This window comes from Vibrio alginolyticus NBRC 15630 = ATCC 17749, from assembly GCF_000354175.2.
GTDB lineage: Bacteria > Pseudomonadota > Gammaproteobacteria > Enterobacterales > Vibrionaceae > Vibrio > Vibrio alginolyticus.
This window is the reverse complement of the sequence record NC_022359.1, coordinates 1,087,870-1,107,479: the sequence shown is the minus strand read 5'-3', so window position 1 is coordinate 1,107,479 and position 19,610 is coordinate 1,087,870. Positions and strand designations below refer to the sequence as shown.

At 43.1% G+C, this 19,610-nt stretch carries 19 protein-coding genes and 1 tRNA gene; 5 read left to right on the top strand and 15 right to left on the bottom strand.

Going from position 1 to position 19,610, the window contains the following annotated elements:
- Positions 1 to 45: 45 nt before the first annotated feature.
- From N646_RS20230 to rbsD, 9 genes are all read right to left on the bottom strand, one after another.
- A complete protein-coding gene (locus tag N646_RS20230; protein ID WP_005382613.1) occupies positions 46 to 726 on the bottom strand; it encodes a Crp/Fnr family transcriptional regulator in 681 nt (226 codons plus the stop codon).
- A gap of 134 nt (positions 727 to 860) precedes the next feature.
- On the bottom strand, positions 861 to 1,592 hold the full coding sequence (locus N646_RS20225) for a nucleoside phosphorylase (RefSeq protein WP_017820307.1): 732 nt from the start codon (positions 1,590 to 1,592) through the stop codon (positions 861 to 863).
- A gap of 10 nt (positions 1,593 to 1,602) precedes the next feature.
- Positions 1,603 to 2,334, bottom strand: coding sequence for a nicotinamide riboside transporter PnuC (gene pnuC, locus N646_RS20220; RefSeq protein WP_017820308.1), 732 nt, complete (start codon positions 2,332 to 2,334; stop codon positions 1,603 to 1,605).
- A gap of 499 nt (positions 2,335 to 2,833) precedes the next feature.
- Positions 2,834 to 3,856: a substrate-binding domain-containing protein gene (locus N646_RS20210; protein WP_017820310.1), complete on the bottom strand. Its 1,023-nt coding sequence runs from the start codon at positions 3,854 to 3,856 to the stop codon at positions 2,834 to 2,836.
- Between the two features lie 35 nt (positions 3,857 to 3,891).
- Entirely contained in the window at positions 3,892 to 4,809 is a 918-nt protein-coding gene (rbsK, locus tag N646_RS20205; RefSeq protein WP_017820311.1) for a ribokinase, read from the bottom strand.
- Between the two features lie 223 nt (positions 4,810 to 5,032).
- Entirely contained in the window at positions 5,033 to 5,911 is an 879-nt protein-coding gene (gene rbsB, locus N646_RS20200; RefSeq protein WP_005373143.1) for a ribose ABC transporter substrate-binding protein RbsB, read from the bottom strand.
- Between the two features lie 87 nt (positions 5,912 to 5,998).
- On the bottom strand, positions 5,999 to 6,982 hold the full coding sequence (rbsC, locus tag N646_RS20195; protein ID WP_005382618.1) for a ribose ABC transporter permease: 984 nt from the start codon (positions 6,980 to 6,982) through the stop codon (positions 5,999 to 6,001).
- A complete protein-coding gene (gene rbsA, locus N646_RS20190; protein ID WP_017820312.1) occupies positions 6,979 to 8,484 on the bottom strand; it encodes a ribose ABC transporter ATP-binding protein RbsA in 1,506 nt (501 codons plus the stop codon). The genes rbsC and rbsA overlap by 4 nt, the downstream gene beginning before the upstream one ends.
- Positions 8,485 to 8,507: 23 nt before the next feature.
- A complete protein-coding gene (gene rbsD, locus N646_RS20185; RefSeq protein WP_005382620.1) occupies positions 8,508 to 8,927 on the bottom strand; it encodes a D-ribose pyranase in 420 nt (139 codons plus the stop codon).
- Between the two features lie 473 nt (positions 8,928 to 9,400).
- On the opposite strand from rbsD, the gene N646_RS20180 reads away from it, so the two are divergent.
- Complete coding sequence (locus tag N646_RS20180) at positions 9,401 to 11,761, top strand: EAL domain-containing protein (RefSeq protein WP_017820313.1); 2,361 nt, start codon at positions 9,401 to 9,403, stop codon at positions 11,759 to 11,761.
- A 140-nt stretch (positions 11,762 to 11,901) separates the two neighbouring features.
- Here N646_RS20180 and N646_RS20175 read toward each other — a convergent pair whose 3' ends face one another.
- Positions 11,902 to 12,477 carry an imm11 family protein gene (locus N646_RS20175; RefSeq protein WP_017820314.1) on the bottom strand — a complete coding sequence of 192 codons (576 nt, stop codon included), beginning with the start codon at positions 12,475 to 12,477 and terminating at the stop codon, positions 11,902 to 11,904.
- Positions 12,478 to 13,340: 863 nt separating this feature from the next.
- Between N646_RS20175 and N646_RS20170 the strand changes: the two genes are divergently transcribed.
- The 3 genes from N646_RS20170 to N646_RS20160 all read left to right on the top strand — a co-directional run bounded on the left by N646_RS20170 (position 13,341) and on the right by N646_RS20160 (position 15,179).
- On the top strand, positions 13,341 to 13,982 hold the full coding sequence (locus N646_RS20170) for a murein L,D-transpeptidase catalytic domain family protein (RefSeq protein WP_017633652.1): 642 nt from the start codon (positions 13,341 to 13,343) through the stop codon (positions 13,980 to 13,982).
- A 328-nt stretch (positions 13,983 to 14,310) separates the two neighbouring features.
- Positions 14,311 to 14,769: a hypothetical protein gene (locus N646_RS20165; RefSeq protein ID WP_017820316.1), complete on the top strand. Its 459-nt coding sequence runs from the start codon at positions 14,311 to 14,313 to the stop codon at positions 14,767 to 14,769.
- 86 nt (positions 14,770 to 14,855) lie between these two features.
- Positions 14,856 to 15,179 (top strand): hypothetical protein, encoded by a 324-nt coding sequence (locus tag N646_RS20160; protein WP_005382624.1) that lies wholly within the window; start codon positions 14,856 to 14,858, stop codon positions 15,177 to 15,179.
- Between the two features lie 125 nt (positions 15,180 to 15,304).
- Here N646_RS20160 and N646_RS20155 read toward each other — a convergent pair whose 3' ends face one another.
- The 3 genes from N646_RS20155 to N646_RS20145 all read right to left on the bottom strand — a co-directional run bounded on the left by N646_RS20155 (position 15,305) and on the right by N646_RS20145 (position 17,079).
- Complete coding sequence (locus N646_RS20155) at positions 15,305 to 15,985, bottom strand: DedA family protein (protein WP_017820317.1); 681 nt, start codon at positions 15,983 to 15,985, stop codon at positions 15,305 to 15,307.
- A gap of 50 nt (positions 15,986 to 16,035) precedes the next feature.
- A complete protein-coding gene (locus tag N646_RS20150; RefSeq protein WP_226977231.1) occupies positions 16,036 to 16,473 on the bottom strand; it encodes a hypothetical protein in 438 nt (145 codons plus the stop codon).
- Positions 16,474 to 16,560: 87 nt separating this feature from the next.
- Complete coding sequence (locus tag N646_RS20145) at positions 16,561 to 17,079, bottom strand: DUF4136 domain-containing protein (RefSeq protein ID WP_005382627.1); 519 nt, start codon at positions 17,077 to 17,079, stop codon at positions 16,561 to 16,563.
- Between the two features lie 371 nt (positions 17,080 to 17,450).
- Here N646_RS20145 and N646_RS20140 point away from each other — a divergent pair.
- A tRNA-Gly gene (locus tag N646_RS20140) sits at positions 17,451 to 17,525 on the top strand.
- Positions 17,526 to 17,541: 16 nt separating this feature from the next.
- Here the strand turns inward: N646_RS20140 and N646_RS20135 are convergent.
- Positions 17,542 to 18,399, bottom strand: a complete 858-nt coding sequence (locus tag N646_RS20135) for a sterol desaturase family protein (RefSeq protein WP_017820320.1) — start codon at positions 18,397 to 18,399, stop codon at positions 17,542 to 17,544.
- Positions 18,400 to 18,406: 7 nt separating this feature from the next.
- On the bottom strand, positions 18,407 to 19,417 hold the full coding sequence (locus tag N646_RS20130) for a DUF2804 domain-containing protein (RefSeq protein ID WP_017820321.1): 1,011 nt from the start codon (positions 19,415 to 19,417) through the stop codon (positions 18,407 to 18,409).
- Positions 19,418 to 19,610 lie beyond the last annotated feature (193 nt).

Below are 19,610 nucleotides of genomic sequence, written 5' to 3'. Positions count from 1 at the left end.
ATATCAAAGACTTATAAAACCCATCAGTTCCAATACCTGGGCGTATCATTCATGCGCTTCAATAAACGCTTTGAGTGCCAGCTCATCAATAATCTCCAAACCGTTGTCCGTTTTTGTAATCAATCCCTTTTCAATCAAGTCCTTAACTGCACGTCGATAGACTCGGCCTGAGGTACCAAACCGCTCAGCCTCTTGGTTCACTTTATCAAAACCACCAAGCAACTTATCCGTCTGATTACGGACGAGAAGATCATAGGCAATGTTGTAAGTAATGGGATGCAACAAACGGTTAGTGTAGATATCCATGGAGTCTTGATAATCCTCAGCCAATGCTGAAGCGAAGAACACCATCATTTGGGGATGATTTTGCAGTGCTTCGGTTAGTTTTTGGATACAGATAACATCAACCTGCATATGTTCATCTGCTATCACATTCCATTGACAAGGAGTCTGAGTGAAGAACTCCATTTCACCATAAATATGATAGTCGCAGTTAGCTTCCCCTAATTGAAAACGTCGTCCATTTGCGGCCAATATGTTCATCGAGACTCGACCTACTGGCACAACATACAAGTACTGAAGTTGCTCACCTTGGCGGAGAATTGCTTCCCCAGCATCAAAGTAACGCGAATTTATTTGGCATTGATAAATCAAATCGCGAAAGGTGGCACTCTTTTCTTCAAGGTATGTTTTGAAGCGACCAGTCGGATAAGGGCTGATTTTCATTTTCTGCTCTCTCAGAAAAAGTTACGGACAACTATTTAAGGTGGATTGTACCCCGTAACTCCAAATAAAAAAGCGACAGTGACCTGTCGCTTTACATCTATTCTGTTTATGTGACTTACTGAGATAGAGACTGGCTAACGCTGAGCAACCAAGGCTTCTAATGCCGTAATCGCGGCACTCTTCTCACCTTGCATCATTACTTTGGCCTCATCAACGTACTGACCAACACCTTCTTTCACATCTTGTTGATACAGCACCACGTTGTTTAATATCGAAGCCACATGAAGGCCTCGTAGTCGACCGACCGTAAACAGCGCAGAGGTTTCCATATCGGCACCTAAGATGCCTTTCTTGTTCCAATGTTGGCATATTGCATCCTCGTCATCGGTATAGAAACTGTCGTGAGAACGCACCACACCAAAATGATAATACACTTTTTGCATCGACAAGTAACGCTCAACTTCCTTTAACAGTGAAAAGCTTGCGTAGGCTGGATAAGACGAATCGACATACGCTTTAGAGCCGCCCTCATCTCTTACCGCGCCTTCGGCAATGATCAACTCGCCAAGATGAATGCCTGATTGCATTGCCCCCGCCGATCCAACGCGTACCACATGAGTCACACCGCACTGTTTTAGCTCTTCCACTGCGATGATCATCGATGGCGCACCTATACCTGTACTACATACTGAAACAGGCTTGCCTTTGTAGTTGCCGGTAAACACACGGTACTCGCGGTTTTCCGACACCATTTCTGCATCATCAAATAATACCGCGATACGATTCGCTCGATCTGGCTCGCCGCATACAATAACGAGGGGAGCGATTTGTGTTTCATCCACTCCGATATGAGGTTGTTTGGCCATTTTTCGTTCCTTACGCAGCAGCGTGCGCTAAGGTTTTATCGCCATTGCGCTTAGCGCTACGAGCCCACTCACGCGTGCCATTGGCAGCGATGAACATAAGAATCGCGTACTGAACAGACATTGCGTAAACACCTTGCGTCGCGTAGATACCCACACTGATAATATTAATCACAACCCATAGAATCCAGTTTTCGACGTATTTACGTGTCATCAGAATTTGTGCAACAACAGAAAGTACTGTCATGGTTGCATCCCAGAACGGGAACGCGTCAGGTTCAAGCACCGGTTCAGCCAAGTCAGCACCAAAGAGATTCAAGCTATCAACAGCAATGTTTGCTAGCGCAAAGAAAAATGGGTCGATATAGATCGTTAATAATGCGATACATGCAACGCTAATAGAGGCAGTAGTAATAAGTTTCTGTTTATTTAACCAGCGAACCTCCAGCGTTTCACCTTGTGCGTTTGGACGAGTCCACGCATACCAGCCGTAAATGTTCGCACAGAAGAAAAACAATTGAAGAAGCAATAATCCGTATAACTGAATTTGAAAAAAGATAACGGCAAAAAGCGTGACATTCAGCAAACCGAATAAGTAGTTGATGGTTTTTTCTTGGCTGGCAAACCAAATGCAAAGCAGTCCAAAAACGGTACCGAAAGCTTCGATCCAGCTCATTGCGTAGCCGTCGCCAATCGGAATGTTAACGAGAGTATTATTAATATCGAGTAAGGCAAAGAGGTCCATAACATGTCCTTTATTATTTTGTTTGGAATACGCTTATATTAGAGCGTGATCCCCAACAAAAAGGAGGACATTTGTCCTCCTCTTGATGCACTCGATCATAATTCAGTTCAATGTTTACTTGAAAGCAATAAATGATGCTATTGAACGGTGTTGGAAATAGACGTGCCTATGAGTCCAAGCCTAGATAGCGTTTTTTGAATGCAGAAGCTGATGCAAATAAAGCTGACGCCAAAAGTGTAATAATAAAGCCAATTGCGTACTCAAATGCTTCATTAACCAGTAGCTGATAGCAGCTCACAAAAAAAATCAATACAACTGTAATAACATTAACTCGGTGAAACCAAGGGTGTTTTACAGATAACTTAGCGTAACCTTTTGATAACATTCGACTAATCCGCCAGACAACAATTAATAGTTTTATTTATAATCAACGACGATAGTAAGGCTTTATCGTATAAAGAGAAACGACTTTTTTAATTTTTTAGCTCAACATCACACGTCATTTAGTGAGGTTTGACTTTAACCTCTTGACGCTTTTTCGTTCCACTAGAGTCGGCTCTAATTGTACGACCTGTGCCTCTGTTGATTTTTCATCCAACTTTCGGACAAGAGTCTCAACGGCAGCCTGCCCCAAACGGTACTTAGGCTGATGAATGGTAGTTAGCGATGGCGACATAAATTTCGCGATATGGATGTCATCGTAACCAATAATGGATAGGTCGTCCGGCACTTTAATACCGAGCTCATTTGCGGCGTTAATCACACCCATCGCCATCATATCGTTAGAGACGAAAATCGAGCTGGGTAATGCGCCACGCTGAGCCATTTTTTTGAACGCTTGATACCCACCCTCACATTCGAAGTCAGACTCAATGATCCAATTGGCATTAAATTCCAAGCCAGCTTCGTTCATTGCTCGCTTATAACCTTCGTATCGCATTTGCGCTTGGTGTTTAATCAAAGGGCCAGTGATGCACCCAATTTCGGTATGGCCGCAATCAATTAAGTATTTCGCCGCTAAGTAACCGCCACGAAGTGAGTTGTCTTGGATTTTATCGCTTGTAAATAGCATCGGCCCCCAGTCCATTACCACAACTGGGATATCTGGGTAACGCTCAAATACATCGATACGCTCTCCTTCTAGCGACGAGCACATCAAGATCAAACCATCGACACGCTTTTGCAATAGCGTATTAATGGATTGACGCATACGTTCGTTATCACCCTCGGTGTTACATAAAATGAGGCTGTAGCCTTTTTGGTAGCAGCTGCGTTCGACGCCTTTTACGACTTCGCCAAAGAATGGGTTGGTTGAGGTTGTCACGAGCATACCAATGGTTTTGGTACGATTGACTTTGAGGCTACGCGCCAACGCAGAGGGCGCGTAGTAGTTAAGCTCTTTTGCGGCATTGTTAACGCGTTCAGAGATCTCTTCGCTCACAAAACGCGTCTTGTTAATAACATGGCTCACTGTTGAAGTGGAAACCCCTGCCAGTTTTGCGATGTCTTTCATCGTCGCCATGTTACTACTCCTATTTTAATGAGGCGTTGTGCGCCTTATTGTTCAGCGAGAAACGCGTCCACCTCTTCGCGGGTTGGAATCGACGTTTGCGCGCCAAAGCGGGTCACAGAAATTGCAGCCGCCGCATGTGCAAACTTAATCGCTGATTCTAAAGGTAAACCTTCTAGGAGACCAGTGACGAATGCCCCATTAAATGTATCGCCCGCTGCGGTAGTATCCGTCGCTTCAACGCGGAAACCCGAGATGATTTCGCCTCGACCGTTTTGGCTTAGCCAAACGCCTTTTGCACCGAGTGTGATCATGACAATTTCTATACCTTTACCATGTAGCACATTCGCCGCTTCTTGCGCGCTTTCGTTGTCTGTTACAGTAATACCTGTCAGAACTTCAGCTTCCGTTTCATTTGGCGTAATCACGTCAATGTAAGACAGTAATTCATCTGACAATTCACGAGCTGGCGCTGGGTTCAGAATGACATTGGTTTTGGCATCTTTCGCTACACGCGCAGCTTTCTCAATGCCGCACATCGGCGTTTCCAATTGCATTAGCAAGTAATCTGCTTGGCGAATACGCTCTAAATCTGGCTCAATCGCTTCTGCTGTCAGTTTGGCGTTCGCTTCAGCTGAAATGCAAATGCTGTTCTCCCCACTGTCCGACACTTGAATCATCGCGATACCTGTCGGGCAATTTGGCTGCATCTTCACACCAGTGATATCGATGCCGTCCATTTTGAAGTTTTCGCGAATGTTAATGCCGAATGAGTCGTCGCCCACACAAGCGATAAAACCGATGTCTGCATTTAATCGCGCCGCCGCGACGGCTTGGTTGGCACCTTTGCCACCTGGGATAACTTGATAGTTGCGACCATGCAGCGTCTCGCCTGGGCGAGGGAAAGAAGGCACTTGAAGAACATGGTCAGCGTTTACACTACCTAACACCACTAACTTATTCATACGGTTATCCTCGGTTCTGAATGAACCCTTTTTAAAAACTGTTTAGGAAAATACATTAGATGACTTTAACTTCTCTTCCTGACGAAGGAGTCTCGATAAAAAGCCAAAGGCATCTATACCCCACACTTTGCAGTATTTTGGGTAAATTTGCCCTCACCTCCTAAACGACAGATATAAACGGAGGAGAGAGCAAAATTTAGGATGATTTATTGGAACTTGAAACTTACTTAGTGACTACTTTTAGTGGTACTGGGATGTACTCTTCTACTTCTTCACCTTTCAAAACTTTGTCAGCCGTTTCAACACCTAAAGCACCGATAAGGTCTGGTTGCTGAGCAATAGTTGCCGCTAGTTTGCCACGGTTAACTGCTGCAATGCCGTCTTCCGTACCATCAAAACCAACGATAACGACATCTTTGCCAGAAGCTTGAACTGCGCGAAGTGCACCTAGCGCCATTTCATCATTCTGTGCAAATACCGCTTGTACATCCGGGTTAGCCGCTAGCAGGTTTTCCATTACGTTTAGACCTTTTGTGCGGTCAAAGTCAGCTGGTTGGCTAGCAAGAAGATCCATATCGCTGCCCTTCACGGCATTCATAAAGCCTTCACCGCGCTCACGCGCTGCCGATGTGCCCGCAATACCTTCAAGTTGAATGACTTTTGCTTTTTCGCCGACTTTTTCCATGATGTAGTGGCCTGCCATTTCACCACCAATTACGTTGTCCGACGCGATGTGACTCACAACTTCACCACGGCTTGCACCACGGTCTAATGTCAACACAGGGATCTTAGAACGGTTCGCCATACGAATTGCATTAGACACTGCATCAGAATCCGTTGGGTTGATAAGAATTGCTTTTACGCCGCGAATACTTAAATCCTCGATGTTCGACAGTTCTTTACTCGGGTCATTTTGCGAGTCCAGTACAATTAAGTCGTACCCCAATTCTTTCGCTTTTGCTTCCGCACCGTCTTTCATCGTTACGAAGAACGGGTTGTTTAGCGTCGAAACCACAATCGCCATGGTATCTTGAGCTTGCGCCGCTACCGATACGGTTGAAGAAAGAAGTGCAGCAGAGATAAGAGTTGCAAGTTTTTTCATCGTTCTAGTCCTTTGTGTAGGGTGAGCCAGTACACGTCCCCTGACTCGGTTTGTATTCACTGTTTTATATATACAGATTGTTATGAATTACTTGTTTTTGTTGTCTACCAATACCGCCAGCAAGATAACCACTGCTTTTGCAATCATTTGGTAGTAGGAAGAAACATCAAGTAGGTTAAGTGCATTGTTCAAGAAACCGATGATCAGCGCACCAATCAAGGTACCCATGATACGGCCTTTACCGCCCATCAAGCTGGTACCGCCAAGAACAACCGCTGCGATAGCGTCTAGCTCGTAGCCCATACCTGCTGTTGGCTGCGCCGAAGAAAGACGAGACGTTACAATAATGCCTGCAAGCGCTGCTAACATACCGCAGATGGCGTAGACACCAATCTTCACTCGGTCTACATTGATACCTGATAGGCGAGTCGCAGACTCATTGCCGCCTAGTGCGTAAACATAGCGACCAAAGCGCGTGTGGTTAAGTAAATACCAAGCCGCAGCGAACACAACCACCATTAACCAAACAGGAACTGGAATGCCTAGCGCGTAGCCAGTACCAAACCATGCGAACGCATCCGCGGTGTCAGTAAAGCCTGTCGAGATTGGTCGACCTTCGGTGTACACCATGGTCACACCGCGTAGTAACGTCATGGTAACCAGCGTAGCGATAAATGCCTGCACCTTACCCTTCGCAATAATGATACCGCTGATCGCACCTAACGCTGCACCTGCGACTAAAGCAGTTGGAACCGCCACCAGCACCGGAACCTCAAGCGCAATCATGCTTGCCGCAAAGGCACCACACAATGCCAATACCGAACCAACACTTAAGTCGATGCCTGCTGTTAAAATAACTAATGTCATACCCACTGCGATAATGGCATTCACGGAGGTTTGACGAAGAATGTTGAGAATGTTGTCGACCGTAAAAAAGTTCGGGTTCAAAAATGACACAACAACGATCAGAAAGATCAAAGCTATCAGTGATTTTTGCTCAATCAGCCACTCTTTTGTGAACAACTTCTTGTTGCCAGTTTCGGTTGGTTTGCTCATGGTATTCGTACTCATGCTGCTTCCTCATTGATCTCTTTGCCTACGGCACAGGCGAGTAATTTTTCTTGATCGGCGTCTTTCGCATCAAATTCGCCGGTGATACGACCTTCATGCATCACTAAAATACGGTCGCTCATGCCGAGCACTTCAGGCATCTCGGAAGAAACCAAGATGATGCTCATGCCTTCGGCCTTAAACTTGTTGATGAGCTGATAAATCTCTTTTTTTGCTCCGACATCAACACCACGTGTCGGCTCATCCAGAATCAGAACTTTAGGTTTCGTCATTAACCCTTTCGCTATCGCAACTTTTTGCTGGTTACCACCAGATAAGTTGCCGATGATTTGATCTCGCGTTGGGGTTTTAATGTTGAATAACTTAATAAAATCTTCCACTGCAATCACTTCGTCGCTGTGTTGAATCTGGAAGCCTTTGGTCAGCTGGTTTAGCGAACAAAGTGACATGTTATCCTTAACTGAAAGACCTAAAACCAAACCATCGCCTTTGCGATCTTCAGAGATGTAAGCGATACCATTTGCCAAGCCATCTTGCGGGCTAACCGGGTTAATAGTTTTGTTATCAAGATTGATAACACCATGCTCACTAGGTAATGCGCCGTAAATGACTTTCATGAGTTCAGTGCGGCCTGCGCCCATCAAGCCAGAAATTCCAAGAATCTCACCACGCTTGAGAGTAAAGCTCACATCCTGAACGCCAGACCCAGTCAAACCAATGACTTCAAGACAAGTTTCGCCATGTTGGACATCAATACGTGGATATTGCTCTTCTAATTTTCGGCCAACCATCATTTCAATTAGGCCATCTTCATCAGTGTCGGACACCTTGCACTCACCGATAAACTTACCATCACGAAGCACGGTAATGTCGTCACAGATTTCAAAGATTTCTTTAAGACGATGCGAAATGTATACGATGCCGCATCCTTGCTCGCGAAGCTCATTAATCACTTTAAATAGTGATTCCGTTTCGGTATCGGTCAATGCGTCCGTTGGCTCATCCATAATGATGACTTTCGACTCAAACGAAAGTGCCTTTGCAATTTCCACCATTTGTTGTTCACCAAGGCTTAAATCGCCAAGCAATGTTTTTGATGAGTGCTTTACATTCAGACGTTTTAAAAGCTTGTCAGCTTCGTCATACATTTTGCCCCACTGGATACGCCCTAAGGAGCCAGTGAACTCTCGTCCCAAGTAAATATTTTCGGCAATCGTCAGTTCAGGAATCAGGTTCAGCTCTTGGTGAATAATGCTAATACCAGCTTCCTGTGAATCGCGTGGACCTTTAAAGGCCGCCGGCTGACCTTGATATTGAATGCTCCCCGCATCCATGTGGTAAATGCCTGTCAACACCTTCATTAACGTTGACTTGCCTGCTCCATTTTCACCCATCAGCGCCATAACACGGCCTGGATAAACATTCAGGCTTGCTTTGTCGAGTGCTTTTACGCCCGGAAACGCCTTCTCAATTTCGCTTAGTTGTAGAATGGCTTGAGTCATAATCTGTCCTCAATATCTCTGGCTTAAAAAACCACGCCCGCTTGGAAAATAACGTTCGCATATGGCGAGCATTCGCCGGTTCTTACGATAGCGCGACTTTGGGCCGTGCGTGCTTTAAACGCTTCATGTGACACGTAGCTCACCTCAATAGATTTGCCCGTCTCTTCACTCTCTTTGCTCAGTTCGTTGAGCAACGCTTCATGCAAAACTGGGCTTGCATCAGAGAACTCTTCCGCAATGATGACCCCTTCGATTTGGGACTCAGATAGAATTACGCGAACAGTATCAAGAAAACTTGGTACCCCATGCGTTAGCGCCAAATCGATTCGCTGAACATGCTCTGGGATTGGTAGACCAGCATCACATATCGTGATCTCGTCGGTGTGGCCTAGCGTCGCCACCAAGTAAGAAATATCTGAGTTAATTAGGGTACTTTTTTTCATCTCATCGACCTTTCGGTTACACGTTCATACAACCATGAGCGCCTGTCTTAAAGTGTTTTCGTTATTAACAGAAAACTCATCGAAACGTTTCGATGAAATAATAATTCGTCATCGCAATTTGACCAGTGTGAGATCGATAAGGTGTGAGAATGATCTGTAATTCAATTGTCATTGAATAGGAAAAGTGCACTTGAGTCACACTTTACCATCGAAACGTTTCGATGATGGTATTTCCCTGTCATTACGGTTAGGTTTTATACAGGGAGGAAGGAAAAGAGACGTCCAACTACTGAGAAAACCTCTAGTTAATAAGCTCGAAACCTTTCACGTCATCACAATTCTTAGATAGCTGCCTGATTTTGGAGAACGCTCACCTTACAATCTGGTTACAATTTGCCAAAACACATCATCCGTTCAGTACCTTACCTGGTACGCGACGTTTGTAGGGACACAAACGGAAACTAAGAACCATAATGAAGTTAAGCAATAGAGTCATTTTGCTTGTCGCGCCAGTGATCTTATTAAGCGCGTTAGTATCTAGCTATATTATTTATAGCATTCAAAAAGTGACGCTCATCAAGCGGGAAGACAGCTATATTCAGTTGCAGATGGAAAAGCTGGCCGGGCAGTTTCGACAAGCGAATATTTTTCTTAATAGCTATGCCTATACGCTCAGTAAAAGTGATGTATTACAAGACTATTTGGTTAATCATAACAACCCCTATCGTGAGCGAGTCTTGTTTAATCGATTAGACGAGACCGCTGAAGTATTAAGCCATGGTTACAAAGGCGATGCGAGCATGGCGATCCTCGACGGCAAACAAAACCTTCTCTACTACACAGAAAACAAATATTACGAATCATCGGGCGTGGTCGACCCAAAGGTATTAGAGTACATATCACGAAGTTTCAATGACAGAGAGGCTTTCAGTCACACTGGCTTTATTTATAACTCCAGTGGACAAAGCATTCTTCTTCAATATGAGGTCGTCGACAAAAGAACGGGGACTCACCCTTTGAGCTTTGACTCGAAAAATGTGTTTTTTGTGGTAGTTTCCGTATCACTTGAAGCCTTTAACGAGATTAAGCATGACATCGAGTTTGACACACACAGCGTGATTACTTTCGCCGACAAACCCATTTATCTTGATATTCCTCTCGCTCAAACCATTGAGCTGCTGCCGCACTTTTATGCCGTGCTTTCTCCTGCCGAATATTTAATGTGGAATAAAGTCGATAAAGTGTGGCTAGAACTTGCTTTCTCCTTTGGCGTAGCGGCGTTTTTCACCATCACATTAATCATTTTGGTGTTGTACCGCTATGTGTTGCGCCCTGTTTCTCGCCTTGATAAGCAGCTGAACGAACTTGAATCTAATCAACGTGACAATATTGAAAAGCTAGAAACAAACGATGAAATAGGGCGCCTCTCTGCACGCTTTTTTGATATGTATGAGGAACTTAATGTCATCTATAAAAAGACAAAACGCCTAGCTGAAACGGATCACCTGACGCAACTCGCCAATCGCCATCGTTTTCATGAGCTTGCCACTCGTGAACTTATCTCCCCTTCGCAGTTTCTGTGGGTTGTTTACGTCGATCTTGATAACTTTAAATACGTGAATGATAAATACGGGCATGAATTGGGAGATAACTTATTAAAAGTGTTCTCATCACACATCAAGAATGCTTGTCAAAAGTTCTCGCACGATTACAACAGCCCCTGCTTTGCCGCCAGGTTATCTGGTGACGAATTTGCAATTTTGCTGAGCTCAAATCAAGAGGTAAAACGCTTGCCTGATTTGCTTGCATCAGAGTTACTAAAACCGATTAGTAATCTCAGTTCATCTTGGAGTAATTCATTTCCCGTTACGGCAAGCGTAGGTATTGCACAATATCCTCAAGACGGTACTGACATCGCGAAGTTACTCTCCAGTGCCGATGCGGCTATGTATCAAGCAAAACGGGCAGGGAAAAATCAATACGCCTATTATTCAGCCGCTCTCAATATTGAGTCTCAAAGACGAAGTCAGCTTGAACGTGCGCTCCGAAAAAGCAATGTAGAGGAAGAATTTCACCTTGTTTTTCAACCCTATATGAACAATCGAAGCAACGAAATTGAGGGGTTAGAAGTCTTGTTGCGCTGGGAAGCCGAAGGTATCGGCCCTATCCCTCCAAAGGAGTTTATTCCAATTGCAGAGCAAGCCGGATTATTTGATAAAATTGACCGCTGGGTTTTCGCCAATGCAACGGCGGAATACCATCAATTAAGGAATATTTTCGGTAAGGATATTGTTCTTTCGGTCAATCTTTCATCAGCAGAGCTAAACTCGATAGAAATGGCAAACTACATCCATGAACAAGCGACACTGCACAGTGTTAAACCAGAATGTATTGAGATAGAAATAACCGAAACCTTTGCCGCAGAACAACAAGGCACGGCTCTACTTGATGAGCTATCAAAACGTGGCTACCGTCTTGCAATTGATGACTTTGGTTCTGGTTACACATCGTTAACTCAGCTCGTTCAGTATCCGGTTCAAAAAATCAAATTTGATCGAGAGTTCCTCGTTACATTGATGAACACCAACAACGGCCATGTGATCAAACCTATCATTGAGCTATGCCATGCCCAAAATAAAACGGTTACAGCAGAAGGTATTGAACACAATATGATGCATGAATGGCTATCCGCATACCGCTGCGACTATATGCAAGGCTATTTATTTGGCAAACCAATGACTAAAGAACAATTGAGCTTGTGGTGGCAATCGGCAAATGACGACCGTCGATTTGATGCGTCCATGGTCAGCTCAATTAGGGTTTCAAGAACATAAGTTAAGGGGAGAAGTACAACAGTCACAACTGTGGGCGGCTGTATTTAGCTGTATATGAGCTTCATTGATAGATGCTCAGCTTTTGTTCCCCCATACCTATATCTATGACTTTAGTTGAGTAAATCACTATTTATTCGTTTTTAAACCAGCACTTCCTTGAAATCCAAACCGGTCAAATTCAGCGCTTTGACGCTATCGTACAAGCCACCTTTTTTGTCCGTGCAAAACGTTCTGAGCCCAGCACCTTTTACTCTGAACAAGTCAGATTCATTAACGACTTCTCTATTCAAAACGAGTTTCTTAAACGGTCTAGCACGACTTAGCTTATCATGACGAAGATTATACTCGGTAGCAGAGGTATCAATGGCATCAATTTGAGTGACAATGTTTAATGCTCGCCAAGGCTTTCCTTGTAGATTTAATGGTAAAAATTCGACATTCTCGCTCAACACATCGAGCTTATCCGCAATAGAAGCGGATACAGCAAGAGTAAAAGATCCCCATGCTGCAATATCAGGCCTGGGCAATGGCTTTTCACCCATAACGTCTAACCATTCAATATCAATACTTTTCCAACTGGCTTTAACAGACTCTCCATAGAGTTGGATAGGTTTGCTTGCCGTTACTTGAAGAGACATTTCCAATGGCGACTCTTGCAACATTGCAAAATCATTAACATTGGGAGTGACAATAAACACTTTATTAAATGCTGTCATAACCGTCCTTAAATAAATTTGAGCGCTTTTCTTAATGAGACGATCGCTTTCACACCAAACCAAACCAAACCAAACCAAACATAATAGATAGAGTTTACTTTCATGTTCAAAAATTTAATGAATCAATATCTGGCGTTCTTATCTTTTAATTTCTAAGTTTTATTATTTATATATTTTAATCCACACGATAGAATTATTTTTTCAATTTTTACTATGTACCCTTCCTTATGTAATCGAATAAATTAGAGAATAAACAATAGCACGCATCACTTCACTTTTGTCGAGCTCATCACTCTCACTTAAACGATACATTCACAAGTTCAATTTTTGTACGACTTAGACTTAGCTTTGTCAATCGTGAATTAAAAACAACCGATTCACCGCTGTTTTACTGCCTTTTCTTACCACCCTGTTGTTTATTCATACATTATAAATGCACTTATACACATAACGATTCGGCGTTACGATTTGTTACGAGTTAAATCACAAACTTTTGAGGTATTGGATAAAGCGTAGAAAAAGAAAACACATTGAAATAAAAAGAGTTTCTAAAGTACGAAAAATAAAACGCCGTTTTTATAAATTGGCAACTTCACAAATATCCTTAAACACAGTTTTATTAATTACATATATCAGATATTATTTACGCCGAAGTTTATAGAAACCATCGTTAAACTTCATATTTTATATAAGTTTCAAACAGTTAGTTTTTAACTCGAGAAATTATCGTCAACCCAATATCAAGCACCTAAGCGTGCAATAAGAAACATTGGGAATAGAATTATATTGATGTGCATGTTGTTTTAACGAGTGCATGAAGCAATCGGTAAATTTGTAACACCATAGAGTTTTATTTAGCCAAGATGAAAAAGTTAATTATATTATTTACATGTGCGCTGTTGTCTGTCTCACCTTTTGCTTTTGCAAAACAATCAGATAACGAACCCAGGGATCATTTACGACCAAAGCAAGTTGAACATGTGTTTAAACAAGCCAAGCTAGATGGCATAGTAGACTTTAAGTTGTTCAGTGACGCTTACATCGCTTATCAGAAGACACCCGATAGAAAGAAGTCGGTACTAACGATCATCGACTATAGTAAACCATCAACTGAAAAGCGTTTTTATGTGGTTGATTTAGATAAAAAGAAGCTAATTTACAATACGTATGTTTCTCACGGCGTGAACAGCGGAAAGAAAACAGCGACACAGTTTTCAAATGTCGTGAACTCGCGAAAAACATCATTGGGCACTTTTTTGACTGATACCACTTACTACGGCTCAAATGGCTATTCACTTCGATTAGATGGGCTAAGCTCTGGATTAAACGACAAAGCTCGCGAGCGTTACATTGTCGTGCACGGTGCCGATTACGCAAACCCTTCCTTCATCAAGAAGAATGGATACCTCGGACGCAGTTGGGGTTGCCCTGCTTTGCCAGAGAAGTTGTCTCGCGAGATCATTGACACCATAAAAGGCGGCAGCGTTATTTACGCAAGCGCATAATATCGATGCGACGAATATGGGGAAGAAAAAGAAGATTCTATTTCTTCCCCAGTAATAATCCTGTTAGCTTAATCGTCCTTGTGCAACGACTCTCTTTCCATTTTCGCTTACTCGAAAGCGAAAAATTATTGTGTTATTCGCTCATATGCCTAAGTGCGATCAGAAAACTCTGTTCATCCCCCTTCCATCTCGTTAGTATACGCTGAGTTCATCAGACACTGGCTTTCATCGTTATCATAGTTCCACTAAGATTCCTTAATCATGGTGGGTAACTGTGGCTTTATATGTTTAGGGTTACTTCTTGCGTTATCTACACCGTATATTATTGATGCTTTCTTTGTCCCTGCTTTCAGGGCTCATCACAGCTTCATATGCGCATGAGTGGCACCACACCAAACATTACACTTCCGAGCGTCTACTTAAACTCTCTCAACAAGACGATTTTGAGCTAGCACACACTGATTTTCATGCCTCAGCTTCTCTGAGCTCTTGGGGTTCAGAAAGTTACTACCTACATATAAAGCGCGAGTTGTTCGGGCTTGTTTCCTGTCGCCGAACATCAGCTACTGATGGCGTTTTATCATCAGATTTTACTCCTGATTATTTTTTACTTATTGCTTTCTCTTCTCCACCACTACTGGAGTTGGCAAAACAAGCATCTCGCTTACCTCTAGACAGTTATGGCGGACTCATGAGTCAACGCTCTCTTTATCGCCTCTCAGGAAGAAAGGAAGCGAACTTAATGTTCGTCTTTACTCATGGTCGCAACGCCTTCTCTGTTGTTTAACTTTTTATGACATACAGAGAACACGAAAATGTAACGATAAGAGCCAATATGCTCATTGTTACTAGAACCAATTTGAGGTCCATATAATGACAAGAATCGCTACAACCATCGCACTAGCATTACTATTTTCAGCGGGCTCAACCTTAGCAAACACAGAAACTAAGCCAGAAGAAATGAGTAACGACACTCTGTTAGAGTGTGCCAACGTTTCTAACGCACGTATTGCAGTTCCGGAACACAGAGCGATGTTCAGACACTACTTAATGTCTGAGAGAGACTACAGCTTTGACCAGCTATCGTCTGCCGAACTTGAATTTAAAGCAGCAGATAAGAATAAGTCTGAAGTAGAGAACATCTACAAGTCTCAGTGCAAAGAAGTTGGCGAATACCTATATAGCATTGGCTATTAAATTCGAAACCCTAACGACACTCAAAAAGAAAGGCGCATACATTGCGCCTTTCTTTTTACTGACAAAAACCTGTCGATTAGATGTCTAATCTGCATACAAGCTTAAAAGTGCAAATCAAAGTAAACTTACTGGGAAAACTCTGACACATCCTTGGGTTTACAGAACGCTCGACGTGCTTTAACAAACAAGAAACTAAGCACTCCTATCACAAGAGTAATTATTGGTGCCGCCATTAATAGCATTGTGATTGCTTTGCTCATATTTTCCGGTAGCAAAGGAAGTAATGAACCAAAACCGCATAATATCAGCGTCCATAAAATCGCACTCAGCCACGCAAAGTAATGGAATTTACTAATACGTTTCACTCGCAACCCCATCATTAATGGCAATAGGGAACGAACAACCGGAATAAACCGCGCGCACAAAAGCGCAATCAATCCATGTTTACTGAGTAATACGTCGACTTGTTCCAAACGCTTTTGAGGAACCGCACTCACCCAGCCTTGGACCTTAGGTAAGCGATTTAGCCACTTGCCTTGTAAATAAGCCGCCCAACTTCCCAACCCCGCACTAACAGCTATCACCAACATGATCATAATTGGGTCAAGGACGCCAACCGCCGCCAGCGTACCGGATAATACGACGACACTGTCGCATGGGAAAGGTGCAGCAGGAATAAAACCACTTTCCAAAAAGATAATCACTGCAACAACAAAATAAACCAAACCTGCACTGCCTGGCGCCATTAACGCCGTGAAATCTTGATGCCAAAAAGCACTCAAGACCTGAATGATCGAATCAAACATAAACCGCTCCTAAGCATAATTAACCAAAAGTTGCAAAAACATGGAATGTGTTAGCGAGCATGTATAAAGCGGTATATCAAATTCGATTCTTTTCTCACGCCGATTCTGTATTTAAAGTGAGTAAAAATACTTTCAATACAACAACCTAAAGCCTCATTGCCGATGCGTTTTAGCCGCTTCATCGAGTAAATTGCCGAACGATGCGCCCACCATGCTACATCAAGCATTTCAAACCATTCGGGTTCTACATCGTCGTTCGAGCTCATTTCCTTAGCATGGCTAACCCTCAATACATTCCGGCTGTTTAAACTCGGGTAGTCTAGTTGTATTGGAGAGATAGGATGTTCTGAAAAGTGCTTCGACTTAGCGTCAACAGCAATATTCTGGTTATGAAAGGAAAGAAAATTTGGGTGTGAGTGCGCCAGGCTCATGCTCGGAGCCAACAAGCAGAAAAGTAGTCCGAGTAAAGCAATCAGGGTCGTACGCACAAAGGTAACCAAAACCAAAATAATAAGTTCTTTTAACCCTGTGCGTAACTATTGGCAATTAGTATTCTTGATCGTTAAGAATACTAATTATTTTTCACCGTAAGGGTAGCTTTCAAACATCTTCGCGATTTCTTCTTGGATGAGAGATTCTCTTTTCTCAGAGCTCATTGACTCAGACAGTTTACGACTTGAAACGCCTTTCCAAACGACTTGATTAGCCTTTGCATCAACCAGTTCAACCACCAACTTCCCATACTTACGTTCTTTATATCTTTCTGGGCTTGAAGTGATCACACCAAAGCTATTCCAGCCATAGCCAAAGCTCACCGACGATCCTGAAGAAACAAGCTCGGATTCTTCTACGATATCATGATGTACGTAAAGGTCACCGCCACTATTTACCTTAATTAAACCCTTACCCTCAAGCTGTTCAGCAAGCCCTTGCTCAATACGTCGACCATCAATACTGGTAGGAGCTTCCGCCTGAGCACCGAAGTCAAACGTTCTGTAAGCTGAAAAGTCGGCTTGTTTATCTACATCGGTTGTAACGGTAGTACAAGCAGATACCAGCATCACCACCAGCCCTAATATCAAACCTCTCATCATGTTAAATCTCCTTTGGTTAAGCTGACTGTTTCAGCAGAATTACCCTGTGTTATACATACGCATCAACAGTAAAAAGTAATCATTTCAATATCTAGTCTTGACCATGAAACGTGACTGTTCAATAAACGAGATTAACCTTTACACAGAAAATCTTGAATATCATCAACATCTAAACACCTAAGAATTCGGTGTTTACGACCTAATTGGAAGCCTCTAGGCTTAGTAACGAAATCGCGAGTGCCACAAAAAACCAGAGACAATGAACACTTTAACATCAGTCCGCTACTTTTTTAGGCAACTGACAAACATTTGATGAGAAAAGACTTTTCTTTTTCGTCCAGTGTGGCATATTAACCGAGTCCTATCGATGCGCGGGCATCGTATAATGGCTATTACCTCAGCCTTCCAAGCTGATGATGCGGGTTCGATTCCCGCTGCCCGCTCCAATCTCTTTATCTCAATTTACTCATAAAAATCCGATGGCGGAGCGAACAAACGGCGGCAGCGTTGTTTCCATGATAAGTTTGGTCGAGTTACGTCATAAAACATGTCTTTCCATTCTGCAAACGTCACGCGGATGGGATTAAAGCTGTTTACAGGTTTAGAAACCCCATACCGAACCGTTTCCACCTCTGGTTCAAACGTTCCGAACATTCGATCCCAAATAATTAATACACCCGCATAATTTTTGTCGATGTACTGACGGTTCACACCATGATGAACGCGATGGTGAGACGGCGTGTTAAATACCCACTCTAGTGGCCCGAGCGAACGAATTGATTGGGTGTGAACAAAAAACTGTAAGCCCAGATTAAACAACACAACGAAGACAACCCATTTTGGCTCAAAACCAATAATCACCAAGGGCAACCAAAAAATCCACATCCCCGCTAGCGGATACATTAAACTTTGACGAAAGGCGGTACTGAAGTTCATTCTTTCCGAACTGTGATGAACAACGTGCGCGGCCCACATCCAACGAATACGATGGCTAGCCCGATGAAACCAGTAATAGAAAAAATCTTGCAGGACAACAAGTAAAAGAAAAGCTGAGACGCTCATTTCGATATCAAACAAACGCCAATCGAGCCACCACAAATACAACTGAGCAATCAGTAAACCCGTGAGTATGTCTGTCGCTTGGTGTAAGCCCGCAAGAACAAAATTACACGCTACTTCAGGGAAGTAATACGTCGCGCTTTCAGGCAAGCGTCCCCTTCTTTGTCCGAACCAATATTCGGCAAGCATGCAGAAAAAGAAAACTGGAGCCAGAATCATCAGAAGTAATTCTGGGCGGTCCATCAACTGCGTCCAATCCATTGTGTTTCTACCATTTTGCATAGTGATCTTCAGTAAGACCCATAACTTCTTCTAACTGATGTTTGATGCCATTTCCATCGATAATATAGCCAGAGAAATAACCGATGTACTGACGAAAGTTACTTTTGAGAAGCCAAAAATTTTTCTTCTCTGAGCGTCGATTCAAAGGCGTGAACTGTAAGTTAACTCGTTTATCTTCCGACGTAATATGCCACTTTTGTCCTTCATCACTTCGTGAAAACTGAAACTGCACAGGTTGCAAAAAGTGACGCTGACCATTAATCCACAATACATTTTCGCAATAGCCAGTTTCATTAACGCCAGCTGCCAAGTTCAACCCCAGACGCCTGTCATCCTCAAAGCAATTGATACTCGCCCAGCGCCAACTTGTTTCTCGCCGCATGTACCCAGCGGAAAAATCGTAACCAGCAGCCACCTCTGAAAGATCTTGCTCTTTTCCTAATATGAACAAGTTACCGTCTACTGCTAACGCATTGTGCTTCTGAGTATATGTCCAACCCGCATAACCTGTTGGCGTACACAACATTAATGGCAAACTCATGTTTTCTGGACGTAAATAGAGATCCGCATTGACTGACTCTGTCACAAAGTGGACGTGCCAAATACCATCCTTAATAGAAAACTGAACTCTTTTGTTAGCAAGATGGGCAAGACTGCACCAACTGGAAGGCTGAGTTTGATAACCTATATTAAAAGATTTCAACCATTGTTGCTCAATCAACTTATTCTTTTTAATATCAAATAGGTAGCAAAAGCCGGATGCTAAATACCGTATATCAGCAATCGCTACTCCAATGACGTAATCAGGTGTGACCAAATTGACGAACTGAAACTGCTTATAATCGCGGTAACGGCGCCACTTAGACACTGGCTTATCCATCTCATCGAGGTAAGTAAATTTATCTAGCTGTAACGATGTTGGAATTCCATCAAGGTGGCCAAACGCTGGTAGACCATTCTGCTGAATAAACGAGTTCAGAACCTTAAGCTCATCCATATAGTTGTCTTTTCACAAGTTATCACACACACAAACTTTAACATGACGTTAACATAAACAATTTGCGTAACTGCACAACAACATCGACTAAAGTGATTTCTGCTTGTTATATGTGAAACTGATCACTCAACCACCCGCTTACTTAGCTCGCCCTACCTATCTCAACCAACACTGCCTGGGTTAGAAGCTGCAC